The organism is Enterococcus sp. C63 (assembly GCF_040887215.1).
Lineage (GTDB): Bacteria > Bacillota > Bacilli > Lactobacillales > Enterococcaceae > Enterococcus_B > Enterococcus_B hirae.
The window spans coordinates 57292-77815 of sequence record NZ_JBFOFI010000006.1 but is presented as its reverse complement, the minus strand read 5'-3'; the positions used below and the strand labels follow the sequence as shown (position 1 = coordinate 77815).

Annotated in this window: 18 protein-coding genes; 6 read left to right on the top strand and 12 right to left on the bottom strand. The window is 37.2% G+C overall.

Going from position 1 to position 20524, the window contains the following annotated elements:
* The first annotated feature begins 35 nt into the window (after positions 1–35).
* Both AB3H90_RS09915 and AB3H90_RS09910 read left to right on the top strand, forming a co-directional pair.
* Positions 36–1409, top strand: coding sequence for an MFS transporter (locus tag AB3H90_RS09915; RefSeq protein WP_010737117.1), 1374 nt, complete (start codon positions 36–38; stop codon positions 1407–1409).
* 78 nt (positions 1410–1487) lie between these two features.
* Positions 1488–2594 (top strand): NAD(P)/FAD-dependent oxidoreductase, encoded by a 1107-nt coding sequence (locus AB3H90_RS09910; protein ID WP_368016655.1) that lies wholly within the window; start codon positions 1488–1490, stop codon positions 2592–2594.
* A 140-nt stretch (positions 2595–2734) separates the two neighbouring features.
* Here the strand turns inward: AB3H90_RS09910 and AB3H90_RS09905 are convergent, their stop codons facing one another.
* The 6 genes from AB3H90_RS09905 to AB3H90_RS09880 form a co-directional block, all read right to left on the bottom strand.
* Complete coding sequence (locus tag AB3H90_RS09905) at positions 2735–3334, bottom strand: LysM peptidoglycan-binding domain-containing protein (protein ID WP_010720847.1); 600 nt, start codon at positions 3332–3334, stop codon at positions 2735–2737.
* 704 nt (positions 3335–4038) lie between these two features.
* On the bottom strand, positions 4039–5211 hold the full coding sequence (queG, locus tag AB3H90_RS09900) for a tRNA epoxyqueuosine(34) reductase QueG (protein ID WP_010720848.1): 1173 nt from the start codon (positions 5209–5211) through the stop codon (positions 4039–4041).
* A 24-nt stretch (positions 5212–5235) separates the two neighbouring features.
* A complete protein-coding gene (locus tag AB3H90_RS09895; protein WP_034699908.1) occupies positions 5236–5982 on the bottom strand; it encodes a hypothetical protein in 747 nt (248 codons plus the stop codon).
* Positions 5983–6286: 304 nt separating this feature from the next.
* The gene (locus AB3H90_RS09890) at positions 6287–7237 is read right to left on the bottom strand and encodes a metal ABC transporter substrate-binding protein (protein ID WP_063627531.1); all 951 of its coding nucleotides are present in this window, start codon (positions 7235–7237) and stop codon (positions 6287–6289) included.
* A gap of 47 nt (positions 7238–7284) precedes the next feature.
* Positions 7285–8136, bottom strand: a complete 852-nt coding sequence (locus tag AB3H90_RS09885) for a metal ABC transporter permease (protein WP_010720851.1) — start codon at positions 8134–8136, stop codon at positions 7285–7287.
* Complete coding sequence (locus AB3H90_RS09880) at positions 8133–8879, bottom strand: metal ABC transporter ATP-binding protein (RefSeq protein WP_010737112.1); 747 nt, start codon at positions 8877–8879, stop codon at positions 8133–8135. The genes AB3H90_RS09885 and AB3H90_RS09880 overlap by 4 nt, the downstream gene beginning before the upstream one ends.
* Positions 8880–9124: 245 nt before the next feature.
* Between AB3H90_RS09880 and AB3H90_RS09875 the strand changes: the two genes are divergently transcribed.
* Positions 9125–10498 carry an amino acid permease gene (locus tag AB3H90_RS09875; protein WP_010737111.1) on the top strand — a complete coding sequence of 458 codons (1374 nt, stop codon included), beginning with the start codon at positions 9125–9127 and terminating at the stop codon, positions 10496–10498.
* A 234-nt stretch (positions 10499–10732) separates the two neighbouring features.
* On the opposite strand, the gene AB3H90_RS09870 is transcribed toward AB3H90_RS09875, so the two are convergent.
* The 4 genes from AB3H90_RS09870 to AB3H90_RS09855 form a co-directional block, all read right to left on the bottom strand.
* Positions 10733–11623 carry a LysM domain-containing protein gene (locus AB3H90_RS09870; protein WP_368016654.1) on the bottom strand — a complete coding sequence of 297 codons (891 nt, stop codon included), beginning with the start codon at positions 11621–11623 and terminating at the stop codon, positions 10733–10735.
* Positions 11624–11736: 113 nt separating this feature from the next.
* Complete coding sequence (locus AB3H90_RS09865) at positions 11737–11907, bottom strand: hypothetical protein (protein ID WP_010720855.1); 171 nt, start codon at positions 11905–11907, stop codon at positions 11737–11739.
* A 1-nt stretch (position 11908) separates the two neighbouring features.
* Complete coding sequence (locus tag AB3H90_RS09860; RefSeq protein WP_010737105.1) at positions 11909–12580, bottom strand: NAD(P)H-dependent oxidoreductase; 672 nt, start codon at positions 12578–12580, stop codon at positions 11909–11911.
* A gap of 77 nt (positions 12581–12657) precedes the next feature.
* Positions 12658–13563, bottom strand: a complete 906-nt coding sequence (locus AB3H90_RS09855; RefSeq protein ID WP_034699918.1) for an AraC family transcriptional regulator — start codon at positions 13561–13563, stop codon at positions 12658–12660.
* Between the two features lie 194 nt (positions 13564–13757).
* Between AB3H90_RS09855 and AB3H90_RS09850 the strand changes: the two genes are divergently transcribed.
* The 3 genes from AB3H90_RS09850 to AB3H90_RS09840 are packed head-to-tail and all read left to right on the top strand — an operon-like array spanning position 13758 to position 17455.
* The gene (locus AB3H90_RS09850) at positions 13758–15215 is read left to right on the top strand and encodes a glycoside-pentoside-hexuronide (GPH):cation symporter (protein ID WP_034699920.1); all 1458 of its coding nucleotides are present in this window, start codon (positions 13758–13760) and stop codon (positions 15213–15215) included.
* A gap of 15 nt (positions 15216–15230) precedes the next feature.
* Positions 15231–16265 carry an aldose epimerase family protein gene (locus AB3H90_RS09845; protein WP_368016653.1) on the top strand — a complete coding sequence of 345 codons (1035 nt, stop codon included), beginning with the start codon at positions 15231–15233 and terminating at the stop codon, positions 16263–16265.
* 2 nt (positions 16266–16267) lie between these two features.
* Positions 16268–17455: a galactokinase gene (locus tag AB3H90_RS09840; RefSeq protein WP_010720860.1), complete on the top strand. Its 1188-nt coding sequence runs from the start codon at positions 16268–16270 to the stop codon at positions 17453–17455.
* A gap of 221 nt (positions 17456–17676) precedes the next feature.
* Here the strand turns inward: AB3H90_RS09840 and AB3H90_RS09835 are convergent, their stop codons facing one another.
* Both AB3H90_RS09835 and pepF read right to left on the bottom strand, forming a co-directional pair.
* Positions 17677–18144, bottom strand: a complete 468-nt coding sequence (locus tag AB3H90_RS09835) for a DUF4809 family protein (RefSeq protein ID WP_010720861.1) — start codon at positions 18142–18144, stop codon at positions 17677–17679.
* A gap of 542 nt (positions 18145–18686) precedes the next feature.
* Entirely contained in the window at positions 18687–20501 is a 1815-nt protein-coding gene (pepF, locus tag AB3H90_RS09830) for an oligoendopeptidase F (RefSeq protein WP_034699929.1), read from the bottom strand.
* Between the last annotated feature and the right edge of the window lie 23 nt (positions 20502–20524).

The following is a 20524-nucleotide window of genomic DNA, read 5'->3' as shown; positions in this document are numbered from 1 at the left end:
CTCTCTTTTTTTACGAAATTTTTTGAGGTGAGGATATGACAAAACAAAAACAATTACTCTTAGTACCTGCAGTTATTGCAACCGGTATGATGTCTTTTGCGGGAGTGTTGATCGAAACAGCAATGAACGTCACATTTCCAACGTTGATCAACCAGTTTCAATTAACGACTGCACAAGTTCAATGGGTGACAACGATTTACCTGCTGATGATCTCGATCATCGTGCCATTATCAACTTATTTAACACGAAATTTCAGCCTTAGAAGTCTCTTTTTACTTTCAAACCTGCTTTTTTTAGCAGGAATCATTGTTGACTTCTTTTCTCCGACTTTCTTCATTTTATTACTTGGTCGGCTTTTACAAGGGGCAGCTACCGGGATTGCTTTACCACTAATGTTCCATATTATTTTGACCTTTGCGCCTATGAACCGCCGCGGAGCGATGATGGGGGTGGGAACACTGACCACAGCAATTGCTCCGGCTATCGGGCCAACATATGGGGGAATCTTAACTTCAAATTTCACTTGGAATCATATCTTTCTTTTCTTGATTCCTATTTTGATTCTTTCTCTTGGCATCGGCTTGGTTGCTATTCCTTCAATGCCCGTTCAAAAAAGTGGACGTTTGGATGTGTTGAGTGTATTTAGTTTGTGTTTATTATTTAGCGGTAGCTTAACGTTTTTGAGTATGCTAGGACAACCGCTTAGTTGGTTTGCGTTACTAATAGCGATTATTGGTGGGATCCTTTTTTATCAACGAACAAAAAAAGCCGATTATCCATTGATCCAACTAACCATTTTTTCTAATAAAACATTTCGCTTGTTCTTATTTAGCTTTTTAATCTACCAGTTCTTATTGCTAGGCGTTTCTTTTGTCTTACCAAATTTTGTTCAGATTGTTCAAGGAAACAGTCCTTTCATCGCTGGAATCGCCATGTTGCCAGGAGCTACGATTGGCGCTGTATTATCGCCTTTTTCTGGAAAACTGCTTGATCAACACGGTCCCAAAAAACCGATTTTTGCCGGATTACTCCTTGCTCTTGTTGGTTGGTCCGCACTAGTCTTTCTTCTAGGACATGTTTCATTGCTATTGTTGATTACTTGCCACGTGATCTATATGATAGGGATTGGTTTGTCTTATAGCAATATGATGACCACTGGGATGAATGCTTTAACGGATGACTATCAAAGTGATGGCAATGCTGTTTTTAATACCTTACAACAATTTTCTGGTGCCGTTGCTACTTCATTAGTGGCAATCATTATCAACCTTATTCAAGCGCATGCTGATTTGAGCTATAAAGTCGCCACGACATTCGGTTCACAAGTTGCTTTAGGTGTATTACTTCTTCTATTAGTTATCAGCTTTATCTTATTTATTCGTTATAGTTTAACTACAAAACATTCATGATTGATTGAAACGGCAGTCGTTTGCAACTGCCGTTTTTTTGTGCAAAAATACAATTTGTAAGTAAAGGAGGAATCAAACATGGAAAAAATCGCCATTATCGGTGGTGGAATCATCGGTATGACATTAGCCAATTATGTAGATACCACAAAATACAGCATCACCTTATTTGACCATGGAATCGGTCAGGCAACCAAAGCAAGTGCGGGAATCATTTCTCCATGGTTATCCAAAAGAAGAAATAAAACATGGTATCGTTTAGCCAAAGACGGTGCGGCATTTTTCCCAAAATTAGTGCAAGATTTTGCACTTGATCCGACCATTTATGCTCGTTCCGGTACACTCTTGCTTCGACAAAAAGAACAATTAGCAGAATTACTTGATCTTGCAGAGGAACGAAAAAAAGAGGCCCCTGAGATCGGAGAAATCCATTTATTAAAAGCGGATCAAACAGCTGATTTACTTCCTTTATTAAAACCGACCCCCTCTTTATTCATCACTGGTGGTGGCCGTTTAGACGGAAAAGCTTACCTTCATTATTTAACGGCACGCTTGAAAAAAAAGGGTATACCAGTAATAAATGATAAAATTCGCCTACAAAAAAAGAGTGATGATTGGCTGATCCTCGGAGAATTTGGTGAAAAACAGTTTGATCGTGTCATTTTGACTCCTGGACCTTCCTTGAAGCCTTTATTGGAACCATTAGGCTATCAGGTCGATCTCCGTCCTCAAAAAGGACAGTTGATCGCTTTTACTACTAATCAGCTCCAAAGCCAGGAATGGCCTGTTGCCATGCTAGATGGAGAAGCAGACCTCATTCCCTTCAATGAGGGAAAAATCTTATTGGGCGCTACACATGAAAATGAACAAGGATGGGATCTGACTCCTACTAATGAAGCATTTTTACAGTTGACTGAACAGACAAAAGCTTTTTTTGTACAACCAGAAAAATTACTTTCACAGCCTTATCAGTTACAAGTAGGAACGAGGGCATATACGTCTGATTTTGCTCCGTTTTTTGGTCCTTTATTCGATGAACCAAATCTGATCGTCGCAAGTGGACTCGGTTCTTCTGGTTTATCGACTGGTCCTTATATCGGTTATCTCTTAGCTGAATTTATAAACACTGGTACGTGGCATGGAATGGACTATCAAAAAGATCTCCATAACTACATCAAGAAAACCTAAGATGAACAAAGAGATAACTATTTAAGTCATTCCTCTTTATTTCTCGTCATTATTGTCTCATCCCTAAACAGCAAAAAAACCAAGAAATCGAATGACACGATTTCTTGGTTTTGTCTTTTTATTAGTATTCAATAATCGACTTAGTACCAGCCGTTTGCTAACCAGAATGCTTGAGCAGCATCCCATGAGCCATAACGTGATGATACATATTGATCAGCTACACGTTCTTGGTTTGCAGCAGAGTAGTCACCATTTAAGTATGATGCATCTAATTGGTAACGTCCGATGTAACGGCCGTTAGTTGCTGTATAAGAACCGCCTGATTCTTTATTCGCAATCCATTCTTTTGCAGAACTTGAATTGCTTGGAGCTGTTGCTGTTTGAGCAGCTGGAGCAGCAGGTGTTACTTCAACTGTTTTAACTGGAGCAACATATGTATGTTCTTCCGTTACTGTTTCAGTTGTTTTTGGTGCTTCGACTGTTTTTGCTGAAGCATCACTTGAAGTCGGGATCGTTAATTCTTCGCCAACATAGATGCGGTTGATGTCTTTGATACCATTTTTTTCAGCGATTGCATTGATTAATGAGTTATCTCCAACAAATTTTTGTGAGATTTTTGATAATGAATCACCTGATTTAATTGTATAGACTTCGTCAGCATGAGCAGTTGTACCTACAAACATTGCAGTTGCACCAGCAGCAAAAGTTGTTCCTAAAACGATCTTCTTAATTGAATTCATGTTTATCTCCTTTTTTTTCCATGTATTTATCAACGTCATTAACTTTATCATCTAGAAATATTTCATAGGTAAAAGAAATATGACATTTAATGACAAAATATCCCAATTTTTAACATTTGTAACATAACTCTGGTCAAAAAAGTACGACTAAAGTCCTAGAACCCTTATCTCATAAGAAAGAAACCGTTTTTTAACATTTTCTTATAAAGTTTAGAAAATCTTATATTTTGTAATATTTCTAGTATTTTTTTTTAACTTTTTTGATTTTTTTATTTAATTTATCCTTTTTTTTAGTAATTATGTGTCAAAACGACAAAAAATTGAGTAATTATTACAACCTTTACTAAAAAATTTTAGGATAAGTTTTTTAATATTTTTGAAATTTCTGGTATTTCTAGATTTTTTGCTAAAAAAAACGATAGTATTCTATTTTTTGAACTGCTTCAATTACAAACAAGTCGAATACTCAGTGGATTATACTACTCTAAGTATTGAAATTTTCTAATACAGATTCTTTTTATTATTTAGTTATGATCCATTATTTTACTTTAATCAATAAAAAGACTAGAACAAACTAACTGTCCTAGTCTCTTTGTCGTACTACGCTTGTTTTAGCATAATACTTTATTTTTTTCTTATTATAGAAGTGAAAGGAATCTTGTACATAAAATTTTCTCTTATTCGCTCGGAGCTGACCGCTTCTTTCATGTCCTCTTTTTTCGCTTCGTTTTCTTGGCTAACATTTCTTGCGCTTCTATAATTTCTGTGATCACTTCTTGGTCTTCTTCGCGTTGTTTCATTTGCTCTAAAGTTTCCAACCATTTTTCTGGTTCTTTTCTACCTAAACGCCCAATCGACCAAGCAGCGGTTGCTCGAATAACCGGTCGAACATCACTTAAGCAGCTTTCGATCTCAGGTAAAGCCGAAGTATCCCCAAGGTTCGCTAAAGCAATCAAAGCATTTCTTTGCAATGGTTTTTTCCCTCGCCATGAACCAGCTAAATGCCCAAACTGTTGTTTAAACTCTTTATTTGATAAAGAAAGCATTGGTTTTAATTTCGGATAGACTTCTTCTACTTTTGGTTCCATTTCTTCATGGAAATGGAAATCTTTCCCTTGATTATAAGGACAGACTAACTGACAGATATCGCACCCGTAAATGACATTTCGCATTTTTTTCCGATACTCATTTGGCATTAGCCCTTTGGTTTGGGTCTGATAAGATAAACATCTTTGTGCATTCATCCTGCCATCGCCTAACAAAGCTTTTGTCGGACAAGCTGTCACACAACGAGTACAATCACCACAGCCAAAAACACCTGGTTCATCAGGTTCAAATACGATATTGGTGACAATTTCTCCAAGATACACGAATGAACCGTATTCTTCTGTGATCAGCAACCCATTTCGACCAATAAATCCTAGTCCTGCTCTTTGTGCAACAGCCACATCTACTAATTCTCCAGTATCCACTTGTGGGGCAAACCGCCAAGCTTCTTCTTGTTGCCAGACACTTGCTCTGCTTTGGATAAAAGTAATCAATTGATTGAGACGGTCACGTAAAATATCATGGTAATCGATTCCCCAAGATGCCCGTGCAAATTGTCCTCTTTTTTCATCTTTTGGGACCTCTTCATGGATCTTGGTTGGATAAGCTAAAGCAATAGCGATAATCGATTGTGGGCGATCAAAAGTTTTTTCTAAATATAAACGTTCTTCAATTACTGGATGTTCAAATCCCGAAGTATGTCCAGCGGCTTTTTGTTCTTCTAAAGACTCTTTTAAATAATCAAAGGGTTCTGCCGTCGTAAATCCGATTTTATCAATACCTAAACGTTTGCTTTCTTCAATGATTTCTTCTTTTAAGGTTTTTGTCATCTTTTCCACCTATTCAAATAATTGCTAGCGACTATAAATTCCGTAATAAAGCCGATCTCTTTTTAGCTGGACAAATTGGATCTGTTGATCTGCGATCTTTCGTTCTTCCATCCATCTTTTTCTAGTAGCAAAGATTTCCCAATAGTTGAGAGACAACCATTTTCTTTGGTTATCTAGCGCTTGAAAAAAGTTGAGCGATACTGGCTTAGTATGCAACAATTCATGCAATCGAACCTGTTCTACTGCGGAAAAAGTGGATAAATCTCTGGAATATAATGTTTCTTCGTAGAGATTCTTTTGCTGCGAGTAGGTAAATGTTTGTGGAATATCTCCTGGGCGGGCAATCAAAACTAAACGATTATAGAATGTATTCATTAGTTTACTATTTGCAATAAACGAACTTTTATAATAAGCCGATTGAATTTTTTCAATGACCCCTTCTGTCCCCATTGTGGAAAATAATGCTGGCCATGCCTTGATATTGATTTCATTATTTTGTTTCACTAATACCCCTGGAATAAATCCAACAGAAGAAATCGAGACAAAATAACCAATTCCAGTCTGTTCATCTAATGGCTGAAATTCATCAAAAAGCCATTTCCCCGGATAACGTTCTTCTACATCCGCTTCACTTGGACTTGCTATGAATAATTTAGCCATTTCTGTTTCAAGAAATTGAAGGTCTTGATCTTTATCAGAGCTATCCTGTTGTTCGATCACTTTAAGGATTTCTTCTTTGATTAGTTGTTTATCTTTACGCGTAAAATTCATAGCTTTACCTTCCTTTCTTATCTTTAACTATAACGGAAAACAACAAAAAAAGGTATCCGAAACTAACAAAAAGCAGACGTTTTTTTTATTTTTTTACTTGCAAAATAAGTGAGCCTTCGCTTGATTTCCTTTCCACATAAATCAGGGTAAATGAATCCTCCTGCTTCTTGTTTTTTTAATCTTGATTTTTAGCATAAATAAGCCGAAGAAATCAAAATCTAACGAACTGATTTTGATCTCTTCGGCTGGCTATTTAGCACGCATTCTTTTCTAGTTTTTTTGAATGAAAGTTATTTTGTACCATTTATTTTTCTTGAGTCAACCCATCATGGATCGTTCGGATATTCCAGTCCATCATCTTATAATAAGAATCTCCTGGTTTGCCTTCCTTATCGATAGAGTCTGTATATAATCGATCATAGATAGCTACTCCTGTTTCTTTCGCTACACGTTCCATGCTTCTAGGATCAACACTTGTTTCGACAAACAAAGCGGGTACTGCAGAGTCTCTTACTTGATTGATGATTCGTTTCATTTGTTCAGGAGTTCCCTGACTTTCTGTATTGATTTCCCAAATATAACTTGCTGGGATTCCATAAGCTTTGGAAAAATATTTGAAAGCTCCTTCACTCGTTACTAATAATCTTTTATCTTCAGGAATTGTTTGAAAGTTTGTTTTAGCTTTTTCATCCAATTCGCTCAACTTTTCAATATATTTTTTTGCGTTTTCTTCATAGACTGCTTTATTTTCAGCATCTTTTTCTGAAAAGATACGGGTAATTTCTTCTACATACTTCATCCCATTCGATAAATCTAACCAGGCATGAGGGTCAGCTTTACTCTTGGAAGTCCCACCTGATAAATAAATGGGTGTTACTTTTTTACTCACTGCAAAATAATCTTTCTCTTCTTTTTTATGTGTGGTTTCCATTAAATTCGTAAACCAGCCATTACCAGTTTCTAGATTTAGCCCATTATATAAAATCACATCGGCATCACTCGCTTTTTTGATGTCTTCTGGTAACACTTCATATTCATGAGGATCTGTTCCTACAGGCACGATACTATGAACAGCTACATGTTCCTTTCCTACTTCTTTTGCCATATCCGCTAAGATAGAGTTGGTTGCTACAACATTCAATGTTTCTTTAGTCGTTTCTTTATTAGCTTCCTGCTTTTCTTGACTGCCACAGCCCACTAACAAAAAGAAACTTGCGAACATTACCCAAAAAATCCGATAGTTATTGGTTTTCATCTCATTACTCCTTTTTTCAAATGATTTGTTTTACATGATCATTCTTTTTACTCGCTTTTTATGACCCGTTTATGAGCAAAAAAGATTCCCTTAGAAGGTGAAAAGCAAAATGCCAACAGAAAGAATAGCGCGCAAGCTAAAACGATGGTTGCACCGGAAGGCCAGTTATAGCTATAACTAAAAAATACCCCTAAGATTGCACTTAATACACCAACTGTTGATGAGATAGCAATCATTTTCACTAAACTATTCGTTAATAGATAAGCTGTAGCAGCTGGTGTGATCAACATCGCAATCACTAAGATCGTCCCTACTGTCTGTAAACTAACCACTGCGACTAACGTCAGGAAAAACATGAGCAAATAGTGGATCAAGGTAATATTTAGCCCATAAGCTTTAGCCATCATCGGATCAAAAGAAGTAATTTTGAGTTCTTTATAGAAAATGAACACAAACAATAACACAATACCGCTAACGATCGCCGTCATCTGCAGGTCGCTTTCTCTCACCGCTAACACATTTCCAAATAATATATGGTACAGATCCGTAGCACTTTGGGCAAAAGAAATCAAAATGACTCCTAATGCAAAGAATGAACTAAAGACGATACCGATTGCTGTATCATTTTTTAATCGACTTCGTTGGGTGACAAAACCAATGAGTCCTGCCGTCAACATGCCGAAGACCGTTGCACCTAAAATATAACTAAAGCCAAACATGTAGGAAATTGCTACTCCTGGTAAGACCGCATGTGAAATAGCATCTCCCATCAACGACATCCCTCGTAAGATGATAAAAGATCCGATCACCCCGGAAGCCAAACCAACGAGCATTGATGTGAACAATGCATATTGTAAAAACTGGTAGTTCATCATTCCTTCAATAAACGATTGGATCATTTTTCTTTTGCTCCTTTCACTAATTGCCCGATCACTTCACCATAAGCAATCTTCAGATTTTCTGAAGTAAATGTCGTTGCAACAGGTCCGGCAGCGATCAATTGCTGATTCAATAAAATCACTTCATCAAAATATTCTGTTACTTTGTGCAAGTCGTGATGAACAATGATGATCGTTTTACCTGCTGCTTTTAATTCTTTCAATATTGAAAAAATTTTTTTCTCACTTACGGCATCAATCCCTACAAATGGCTCATCAAGAAAAATCCATTCTGCTTGTTGCGCCAATGCGCGGGCAATAAAAACACGTTGTAACTGTCCACCCGACAATTCGCTTATTTGTCGCTTCCCATACGAAGCCATACCGACTTTTTCTAATGCTTGCTGTGCTCGTTCTTTTTCTTTTTTTCCCGGACGTTGTCCCAACCTTAATGATGGATAAGTCCCCAATAAGACCACACCTAACACATCAATTGGAAAAGAGAGATCCAATTCATTTCGTTGTTCAACATAAGCGATTTTTTTACGTGCTTCTTTTAGCAATGAACCGCCAAAAGAAATTTCTCCAGATACTTTGGGAATCAAAGCCAGTATAGCTTTCATAAAAGTTGATTTTCCCGCACCATTTGGACCGATGATCCCAGTGATTTTTTTGGGTTGGATCATTACATCAACTTCGTTTAACGCTAACTTTCCTTGATAAGCAACGGTTAATTGCTGGATATTAATGATCGCTTCTGACACATTCTCCACTCCTTTTAGGTTTACCTAACTTTTTATTTAACTATAGTTTAACTAAAGACGAAAGCATTTTCAAGTATCCCGCATGATTTTTTTTACAAGAAAGGCTCGCAATTTGTGAGAACTTTCTGTAAAATCACATCAAGAGTTTTAAAAGCAAATTGTCTTTATTGATCATTTATTTGTTATTAATGTCTATCATTTATTCGTATTTGCTTGTTTTACTCAAAAATGAAAGGAGTTTTAGTATGGAAGAAGAAAAATTAACTCGAAGCCTTAGTGCCCGTCACATTCAGATGATTGCACTAGGAGGAACGATCGGCGTAGGATTGTTTATGGGTGCTTCCTCAACCATTCGTTGGACAGGTCCCTCAGTAATGGTTGCCTATGCTGTCGCAGGTCTCTTTCTTTATTTGATCATGCGAGCACTTGGCGAAATGCTTTATGTCGATCCTTCAACGGGTTCTTTTGCGAATTATGCTAGTAATTATCTTCATCCTGTCGCTGGTTATTTAACTGCTTGGAGTAACATCTTTCAGTTTATTGTTGTCGGGATCAGTGAAGTCATTGCAGTCGGTGAATATATGAATTATTGGTGGCCTCATCTGCCAACAATCATTCCTGGGATTGTTGTCATCCTCTTTTTGATGCTTGCCAACTTAGCTTCTGTTAAAGCTTTTGGTGAACTAGAATTTTGGTTTTCAATGATTAAAGTCGGCACGATCGTTTTGATGATTCTGGTAGGGCTAGGTGTCATCTTATTTGGCTTAGGAAATCAAGGCCAAGCAGTCGGGATCTCTAATCTTTGGAAAAACGGCGGTTTCTTTACCGGCGGAGTAAAAGGTTTCTTTTTTGCGCTATCCATTGTTGTTGCATCTTATCAAGGAATCGAGCTGATCGGAATGGCCGCTGGAGAAGCTGCAAATCCGAAAAAAACGATCGTTGAAGCTGTTCAATCAACTATTGGACGAATCTTGATTTTTTACATTGGTGCTATTTTTATTATCGTTAGTATCTATCCATGGAATCAATTAGGCACAATAGGTTCCCCATTTGTTCAAACATTTTCTAAAATCGGGATCACATTTGCTGCCGGATTGATCAATTTCGTCGTCTTGACGGCTGCCTTATCTGGGTGTAATTCGGGTATTTTCAGTGCCAGTCGAATGATCTACACCTTAGCAATCAATGGAAAAATGTCGAGGAAATTTTTAAAACTAACCCGTCATGGCGTACCTTTTTATCCAGTCGTAGCGATTTCTAGCGGGATATTGATTGGCCTAGTTTTAAATTACCTGTTACCTTTGTTTGTGAATCATGCAGAAAATATTTTCGTTTTTGTCTATAGTTCCAGTATTTTACCGGGGATGGTTCCTTGGGTAGTTATCTTACTTAGTGAGATCCAATTTAAAAAGCAACACCCAGAAGAAATGAGAGATCATCCATTTAAAATGCCATTATCACCTTATACCAATTATCTTACTTTATTATTTTTAGCCATTGTCTTGATTTTTATGTTTATCAATCAAGAAACAAGAATTCCATTGATTATTGGTCTCGTGTTTTTGTGCTACATGACGATTCATTATTTTCTACGTGAACGAAGACTGAAAAGTCGCTAATCTTCATCAAAAAAGCAGGGCTTCCCATCAAATGGGTCCCTGCTTTTTTATGGTCTAAAATAAACAAAATTCCTACTATTTATTTATGTATCACTATCTTACTATTATCTATATCTTTTATTCAGTTCACGATGAACTTAAACAAACCATTTCAATTCAAAAAAATAAGCTAGTGTCCAATCAATTGATTGGTCGCTAGCTTATTTTTGCTGATCAAGGCATCTTGTCAGTGGCTTAATTCAATTTCAATACTTCTCCAGGACTGAAGAAATAGCTGTCCATCGTCATCCCATTCAATGTTAAAAGCTTATCAACTGGTATCCCTGTACGTTCCGCAATCTGGTTGGGACCTTCTCCTTGTTGAACGACAGTAGTAGCAGCTTGTTCATTTGAAGTAGCGCTTGCTGTCTGTCCTTCGGTTCCTTGGGTAGCTTGACTGGAAGATTGTGTCGTTGAGTCAGTCGTCTGAGAAACACTAGTTTCCGTTTCACTAGTTGTTTGACTGCTTGACGTTTCTGCTTGTACCGAAGCACTTGTTCGGAGATAGATATCAGAAATTTTAGCTACTTGTTCCGTATAATCGGCTGAAAGTTGGTTGATCCAATTTGCAAGATCTACGCCTTCTTTGGTTGGTGCTGCTTGATACGTAGCTTGTAATTTGCTGATCCCTTCATCGGAAATAGCTTGTAGCGCTCGAGCCTTTTGATTAGCAATCGCAGACAACCCCATCACACCGTTTTGATTGTTCTGAATCTCAGCTTGGTATTCTTCGATCAAACGAGGCGTTTGTTCTTCCAATTTCTTTGTATAATCTGTCATAATCGTTTGTAACTGATCCGTCAGTGTGCCTGTTTTCGATTCTTGAGTCGAACTTGCAGTTTCTTTATTTTTTGGTTTCGTTGTGGAAGAGGCTTTTTTTGTGGTTGTTTCGCTTGTTTTTGCGACCGAACTTTCTGCACTCGAACTATTCTTCCCATGGAAATAAAGAGCTGTAACAGCACCTATAAGGACCAAGCAAACGGCAACAGCCGAACCAATTTTGATCAATCGGCGTTGCGTTTCTTTTTTCTGTTGTTGTCTACGAGCCATTCGGACATTGACTCTTTGCTCGTTTTCTTCGTTCATTTCTTTCACCACCCATTAGTATATAAAATAGCGTTCTCAATCCTACTTTAATCCCATTGTAGCAAATAATCATCATTCTGAACATTTTAAACTGTGTTATTTATAAACAAAATTCACCATTTTTGATGATTCCAGGATTCTCCATCGATTTCTCCTTGTAATTGGACTTTTCGTTCTGAAATTTCCAGTAAAAGTTTTTTTGTTTCATGCAACACAGCTTTTGTTTCATAATCTACCGATGTACTTAATTCTTCCAATTGTCGTACAAACCATTCTTCCGCCATTTTATTGCTCCTTTAATTCTTGTAAGATAAATGTGAGGTCTTCAATCTCTTCTTTTTCATTCTCTAAATAGTCGATTAAGAATGCTTGCTTGGTCTGATCTAGTTGTTGTAAAGAATGATTGCTGCTTAGTCGCTCAATAAACCAGTTTATTCGCTGGATCAAGGTCGGTTTGCCTACTAATGTCAGGTATTGTTGATACGCCACTAAACGCTCCCAACGCTTTTCTTCTGTTTGATACATGAATTGCGCCATCACAAATGGAGGTAAAAAAGTCATTTCAAACTTGTGGGCAATCCGCTGATACGGTCTTAAAAATTCAGAAATGGTATATTCTTCTTTCCCGCCTGCTTGATATTCTTTTTCAGAAACGCCAGTTGTTACGACAATCCCTAATTCTTTGCCTTTAAGAAATTCGTCAGCGTGTTCCAATACAGTGTCCTCCCATAGTTTTAAATGAGCTGGCGCACTATACCAATACAAAGGGAATTGGAAGATGATCCGGTCATGTGTTTTTAATAATTCAAGTTCTGTATCACGATCAATCGTCCAATCTGGGTAATGTTTTTCCAAATGATGCCAAGTAACCGTTAAATTTTCAGTTGCTTCTTTGAAAAACTGTTGGTTCAATGATGTCTCAATCGTAGGATGACTAACGATAATCAAAGTTCTCATTTCTTGACTCCTCTTCATTCTTGCTATTTCCTAGTTTAGCACAGAACACAAAATGTCATTAGTCTCCTGCCTTATGGTTAGGTAGACCAGGAAACAATCTCTTGTTCTTCTAATTCTTTCTTCAAAGCACCTAATGAAAGGTTTTTGGACGCTTCATTTTTCATCCGTTTCCGATAATTTGTTGCTGTTTCTCCAGTTGTCTTTTTGAACATTCGGCTAAATACAACTAAACTATTAAAACCAACTTGATAAGCGATACTCTCTACTGAATCATCAGTCAACGATAATAAAAATGCTGCTCGGTTGATTCGCACGCCAATCAAATATTCTTTAATACTCGTTCCTAATTGATTTTTAAAGACTCTTGATAGATGACTCCGGTTGACTGACAGTTGTCGAGCAATTTCCTCTACTGTTAAATTTTCTGGATAGTGTTCTTCAATATACTTCACTGTTTCGATTGCTAGTGGCGAAGAGACTTTTTGATTTCCCAAACCGATTTTCCCACCATCTTTTAGTAATACGGATAAAAAGCGATAAGTCAAAGCCGTCAATTCTAATTCATCTGCTAAACCGTCTTGTGAATAATGAAGACAGTCCAAAATAATATCTATATATGCCGAAATACCTGCAGAAACCATTGTATACTGATCTTCTTTGAATAAGGAACGTTCAATGATCTCTTTCGCTAATGGCCCCCCAAAAGACAACCAACAGTAGACCCAAGGCTCCTCACCATCTGCTAAATAAAAAGTAGAATCACCTGGCCGGATCAAAAACAGATCCCCTTTTTGCAATTGATATTGCTGTTCTTTCACATGGTAAGTTCCTTTACCTTCCATCACGACATGTAACACATAATCTTGTCTGATTGCTGGACCGAAAGAATGATATGGCAAAGTTTTTGAAAATCCACAAAAGTCAAAATAACACCCTTTAGCTAATTCTTGACGTTCTTTTTTTAAAAATATTGCTTGCTCCATCGCTCTCACTCCTTTGTTTTTACTTTACTCTTCTTGTTCTACAACGTGCAACAAAAAGTTAAATATTAGTCACAAAAATATATTCATCAGGAAGCGTTTTCTTGATAAAGTCAATAGTAGAAAAAGAACTTTATTTATTTATTGTAACCGGTTAACTTTTTATTGTATATTTAACAAAGAAGGGATTAGATACTATGAAGAACAAAATGATACAACGGGTTTCTTATGCTTTAGGCGCATTCGGTCATGATACTTTTTATGTTACTCTCAGCACTTATTTTATGGTTTTTGTAACAAGCGAGATGTTTGCAGGTACAGATAAAGCAACTACTGCTCGAATGATCGCTACGGTGACCAGTTTAGTCGTTGGTATCCGTTTGATTGAAATCGTTTTCGATCCATTGATTGGCGGGATTATTGATAATACTCGAACAAAATATGGAAAATTTAAACCATGGCTGGTCATTGGTGGTTTAGTTAGTTCATTCCTTTTGATTTTTCTTTTTACTAATTTCTTTGGTCTTGCTACTCACAATACAACTTTGTTTATCATCCTTTTTACCATTGTTTTTGTATTATTAGATAGTTTTTATTCATTTAAAGATATTGCTTTTTGGTCAATGATTCCAGCTTTAAGTACTGAAACCAAAGAAAGAGAAAAATTCGCGACTTTTGCTCGATTCGGTTCTTCCTTAGGAGCAAACGGGACCACTTTGGTCGTCGTACCAATCGTCACATTTTTCACTTATTTAGTCACTGCTCATCATGTTGAAGGCGCTTCAGGTTGGTTCTGGTTCGGTGTGATTACCGCTGTGATCTCTGGAGGAACTGCAATTATTACTGCTTTAGGAACAAAAGAAGTCGATACGGCGATTCGTCAACAAAATGAAAAAGCAAGCATCAAAGATGTCTTTAAAGCAATTGCCCAAAATGACCAATTAATGTGGTTAGCACTTTCTTACATTGCTTATGCTATTGCCAATGTAGCAACAACTGCCGTTTTATTCTACTTTTTCAAATATGTCTTAGGTCAACCAACTCAATTCTGGATTGTCGGTTTAGTGGCAGCTTTACTTGGACTAGTCGCTGTGCCTTTATTCCCTGCTTTGACACGATTGATTTCTAGACGTTATGTCTATATCGGCGGCATTGCGATGATGATCAGTTCTTACTTCTTCTTCTCTATCGCAGGCACTAGCTTACCGATCGTGATCGTTGGACTTGTTTTATTTTACTTCCCACAACAGTTGATCTTTTTATCTGCTTTGATGACAATCACTGATTCTGTGGAATATGGACAATGGAAAAATGGGATTCGTAACGAAGCTGTGACTTTATCGATTCGCCCACTGCTCGATAAAATTGCAGGTGCTTTATCTAATGGGATCGTTGGGTTTGTCGCAATCGCAGCTGGTATGACTGGAAATGCTTCTGCTGCTGATATTACCAATCATGGGATCATGACTTTTAAAGCGTATGCATTTTATGTTCCTGCAGCATTGATGTTCTTTTCTGCCATCATTTTTGCTTGGAAGATCACTTTGACAGAGAAAAAACATGCGCAAATCGTCAAAGAACTAGAAAATAAATTAGCTTCACATGAAGAACTCGCATCTGAATTAGAAGATGACTTTATCATTCCACAACATTAAGAAAGGAATTATATTATGACGATTACAGAAAAAGACTTTGGTCAGGGGTACCATTTGATTACATTATCCAATACTCACGGACTTAAATTAGCCGTCACTGACTTAGGTGCACGGATCGTTCAACTAACTGCTAATGATCGGGAATTAATTTTAGGGTTTGACTCCGCACAAGAATATTTGACAAAAGATGCCTATATCGGAGCAACGATCGGACGAACAGCAGGTAGGATTGAAAAAGGACAATTTTCTTTGAATGATCAAACCTATCAATTGAGTGTCGATCCTCAGACAGGGCATTCACTTCATGGAGGTACACCAGGATTTGAACAGAAAAAATGGACGTATCAACTAAGTGAAACAGACAAAGAAAGCTCAGTCACATTTACTACTACCAGTCCCGACGGAGAACATGGTTTTCCTGGAAATCTATCCGTAGAAGTTTGTTATACTTTGACAGAAGACAACATTTGGCGTGTTAGAACGCAAGCAATCAGTGATCAGGATACGCTTTTCAATCCGACCAACCACGTGTATTTCAATTTAAGTGGCGATGTAGAGGAATCAATTGATCAGCATACACTTTGGCTAGACAGTGAGTCTTTCGCCCCATTACGACCTGATAGTATACCAACTGGCGAAAAAGCGAGTGTTGCTCAAACACCTTTTGATTTTCAAACACCTCAAAAATTAACCACCGTCTTTACTAGTCAATTTGAACAAAAACAACTTGTTGACGGGATCGATCATCCTTTCTTTTTAAATAACACAGATATGAATCATGTATCGGCTTATTTATTAAGTCCCGATGAACAAATCAAAGTAAGCATCATGACCGATTCACCTAGTGTCGTGATCTTCACTGCTAACTTTGGGCAAGATACCCCAGAAATGCATGGAAAGAAACTAGCCAACCACGGTGGTATCACGTTTGAGACTCAAATCGCTCCCGGAGCAGAACAGTATCCAGCTTTTGGAAATATTCATTTAGCAGCACACACACCATTTGAAACAACTACAGAATTTAAAATCGACACAAGAGAGGGTATCTAACTATGGAAATCAAACGCAGTTTAAATACAAAATTCGCAGAAATCTTTGGACCTAAAAAAACCACACAATATTTTTCTCCAGGCAGAATCAACTTGATTGGTGAACATACAGATTATAACGGTGGTCATGTTTTCCCTGCCTCCATCACTTATGGCACACAAGGAGTTGCCGCACCTCGTGAGGATAATAAAGTATTGGTCTACTCAACAAACTTTGAAGACGACGGTGTCATCAGCTTTACTTTAGACCAACTTGATTACGACAAACAAGCAGGATGGGCAAACTATGTCAAAGGTATGATCGTTAAACTAAACGAAGCAGGCTACCCAATTGAACATGGTTTTGAACTCTTAGTTGAAGGGACGATCCCTAATGGTGCAGGACTTTCAAGTAGCGCTTCCTTAGAATTGTTAGTCGGTGTTGCCTTAGAAGACTTATTCCATTTATCCATTGATCGACTTGAATTAGTTCAAATTGGTAAAAAAGTAGAAAATGAATTTATCGGTGTCAACTCAGGGATCATGGACCAATTTGCGATTGGCTTTGGCGAATTAGACAAAGCTATTCTACTTGATACAAATACGTTAAAATATGAAATGGTTCCAGTAAAATTAGATGGCTATGCAGTAGTAATCATGAATACAAATAAACGTCGTGAATTAGCTGATTCTAAATATAATGAACGACGTAGTGAATGTGAAGAAGCACTAAAACGTCTCCAACAAAAATTAGCTATTCAAGCATTAGGTGATTTAGACGAAGAAACATTTGAAGCAAACATTGATTTGATTGGTGATGACACATTGATTCGTCGTGCTCGTCATGCAGTTACTGAAAACCAACGAACATTAGAAGCTAAAGCTGAACTGGTACAAGGAAACTTGGCTGCTTTTGGTCAATTATTAAATGCCTCACACGATTCGTTGAGACATGATTATGAAGTAACTGGTATCGAGCTTGATACATTAGTCGATGCAGCTCAAAAACAAGAAGGTGTTCTAGGCGCCCGTATGACAGGAGCTGGCTTCGGTGGCTGTGCGATCGCATTAGTCAAAGAAGAAAATATCCCTAACTTTAAAAACAAGGTTTATGATGAATACTTAGACGTCGTTGGCTACGCCCCAGAATTTTATGTGGCACACATCGGCAATGGTACTACAAAGATTATGGAAGAAAGTGTTTCAGCTTAACCCAATGAAAGAAATGTAAGGTAGTTCAACGTTACGTTTCAAAAGAATAAAGCAAAATTATGATCGTCACTTTTCAAAAAAACAAATAATCATGAAATGCTACCTGAAAATAAGTGTCAAAACAAAGACCGACCACCAAAAGTTCATTTAAACAACTTTTGGCGGTCGGTCTTTTTGCAGCTAATTTCCTCACCATATCCATTTCAATAAAACATCTGCTATTATTGAAATAAATACGCATGATCCGTTTGATCTTCGATTCGTTTTTGCCATTCAGGATCATGTTTTGGTACAGTGGCTATTTCTTTAAATTTGTATGGTCCTAATTCAAAAAACTGTTGAAGGATCTGATTCACTTGCTCAAATAAGGCTGGACGCTCCATCCTATTTTTGACGGTCAGTTGCTGATCAGCTGTACAAAAAGTCACATTCCCTAATTCTTCAGAAACATTGATCGTCTTGCCCGCTCTACTCAACTGGCGAACTTCTCCTAACATTTCATAGATGTCCTCACCTTCATATCCTTCTAGTAGTGCTAGACTATCAACTAACGAACCCACAGTCAAATCAGCGATGATTGCTGTTTTCGTTCCTAATTGCAGCGAATAGATCGCAGCATCTACGATACCACAGGCATTACAACCACCTTCTGTTAACTCACTTTTTCTAGTGATTTGTACTTCCATCATTTCTGGGACACCTTCTTCCTATTATAGCTCTGTTTTTTATTCTTCGCGTTCTTTGCTCTTCTTTTCTTCATTTCCAAGCGAGCAGCTTCTCGCAGACAACGTACATGACAATTGACATAAGTTAACACTACTTCATCTGACTCTTGTTCAAATCCCCAAAAAGACATATTCATCCTTCCATTTCTTTTTTGAATGTGTATGGTACAAAAATATTGTGCAACTTCTCTGACAATAAGAAAAATTTTGGCTTATTTCATAGAGTTGACACTTGAATACCATCTATGTATTTTTAGAAGTATTGATAGGCATCTCCAACATCTATCAGACAAATTATTTTCTATAGCATAAGAAAAAATAAAATTTACGTCAATATAAACAAGCAACTATAAAAAAATAAAATGCTCTTATTTATTTTAATTATGAGGTAAATAACTAAAACCCACAGAAATCCACATAGGACTTTTGTGGGTTTCAGCTATTTAGATCAGATAAAAGAAACAGAAGCTATCTGTTGACAATCAACGCATGCTTGTCTCGAACACTTATGACAATTTTTCAACTAGTTCCTCTAATTCATTTAATCGTTGTTCAAACTTAGTCATAGCTGATTCGATATAATCAGCTTTTGTCATGTCGACGCCTGCTTTTTTCATGACTTCAACTGGGTAATCACTATTTCCTGATTTCAAATAAGTAAGGTATTTTTCTAGAGCATCTGGCTCTTGACCCCAAATTTTCTGCGCCAAAGCAGAGGCAGCTGAAAATCCTGTTGCATATTGATAAACATAATAATTATAGTAGAAATGTGGGATACGAGACCATTCATATTTGATTTCCGGATCTTTTTCTACCGCTGATCCATAATATTTGGCATTCAATTCCCCATAACTGTCGCTTAGATATTCACTGGTCAAAGGTACACCTTTGGCATCTTCTTCATGCATGAAATGCTCAAATTCTGCAAATTGTGTTTGTCTGAAAATCGTTCCTTTGAATCCATCAAGATAATGATTCAAGACATATGCACGAACACGTGGATCTTGTTCAGTTTCAAGCAAGTATTCTGTCAAAATATTTTCATTAGTTGTTGAAGCAATCTCTGCTAAGAAAATGGAATAATCACCGTAAACAAACGGTTGATTTGAACGAGTAAAGTAACTATGCACACTATGTCCCATTTCATGTACGAGCGTAAATAATTGATCCAACGTATCATGCCAGTTCATTAAAATATAAGGATTGGTATCATAGCTTCCTGAAGAATAAGCACCACTTCGTTTCCCTTTATTTTCGACCACATCGATCCAACGGTCAGCAAAAGCTTTTTCTACCACTGACAGATATTCTTCCCCCATTGGTGCCAAAGCTTCCAAAGCTTTCTGTTTCGCTTCTTCATAAGTGAACTTGATAGGAGCTTCTCCTAATACTGGTGTATATAGATCATACATATGCAGTTTTTCTACATTTAAAAGACGTTTGCGTAATTCCATATAGCGATGCAATAGCGGAAGATTTTTATTGACTACTTCAATCAATGTATCATAAACACTTTCTGGGATATGATTGTTGCTCAAAGAAGCTTCTCTAGCAGAATGATAATGGCGAATTTTTGCTTTGTAATTGTGCCCTTTGATATGGGTACTCAAAGTTGAAGCAAACGTATTTTTAAATTGATCATAGACACGATAAAGCCCTTTGAATGCAGCTTCTCTAACTGTACGATCTGTGCTTTCCATCAATTGACCATAGACACCATGAGAAAGCTGGATTTTTTTCCCATCTTCTCCCACGATCGTAGGAAACTCTAGATCGGCATTGTTTAAAACAGCAAATGTATCACTGGAAGCGCCAAAAATTTCTCCTGCTCCAGCTAGTAATGATTCTTGTTCTGCAGATAATATATGCGCACGATTATCCACCATTTGTTTTACGTAATGACGATACAGTTCTAACTTCGGCTCTTGCTCAAAATACTGCCAAATCTGCTCATCCGAAAGTTGAAGGACTTCTGGTTCATACCAAGAGACTGCTTCACTTACTTTAGAAAATAAACTTCCTGCTCTCGCATATAACGCTTGATAAGTCGTATTTGCTGTATCTTGGTCATTTTTTAAATGAGCATAGACATAAATGAGTTCCACTTTTCGGTAAACATCTAAAACAAATTCAAGCGCATTCAGAAATTCTGTCGCACCCTTTGCTAATGTTCCTTTATATTGATCGGAATTTTTTAATTCTTCTGTTAATTCTTGGTATTTTTCATCAAATTCTTGATCGCTAGAAAAGATTTTGGTGAGATCCCAAGTTAGTTCTTCAGGCAATTCTTCTCGTTTTGGTAATTGGGTCGTTTCACTCATTTAATACACTCCTTTATTGTTTT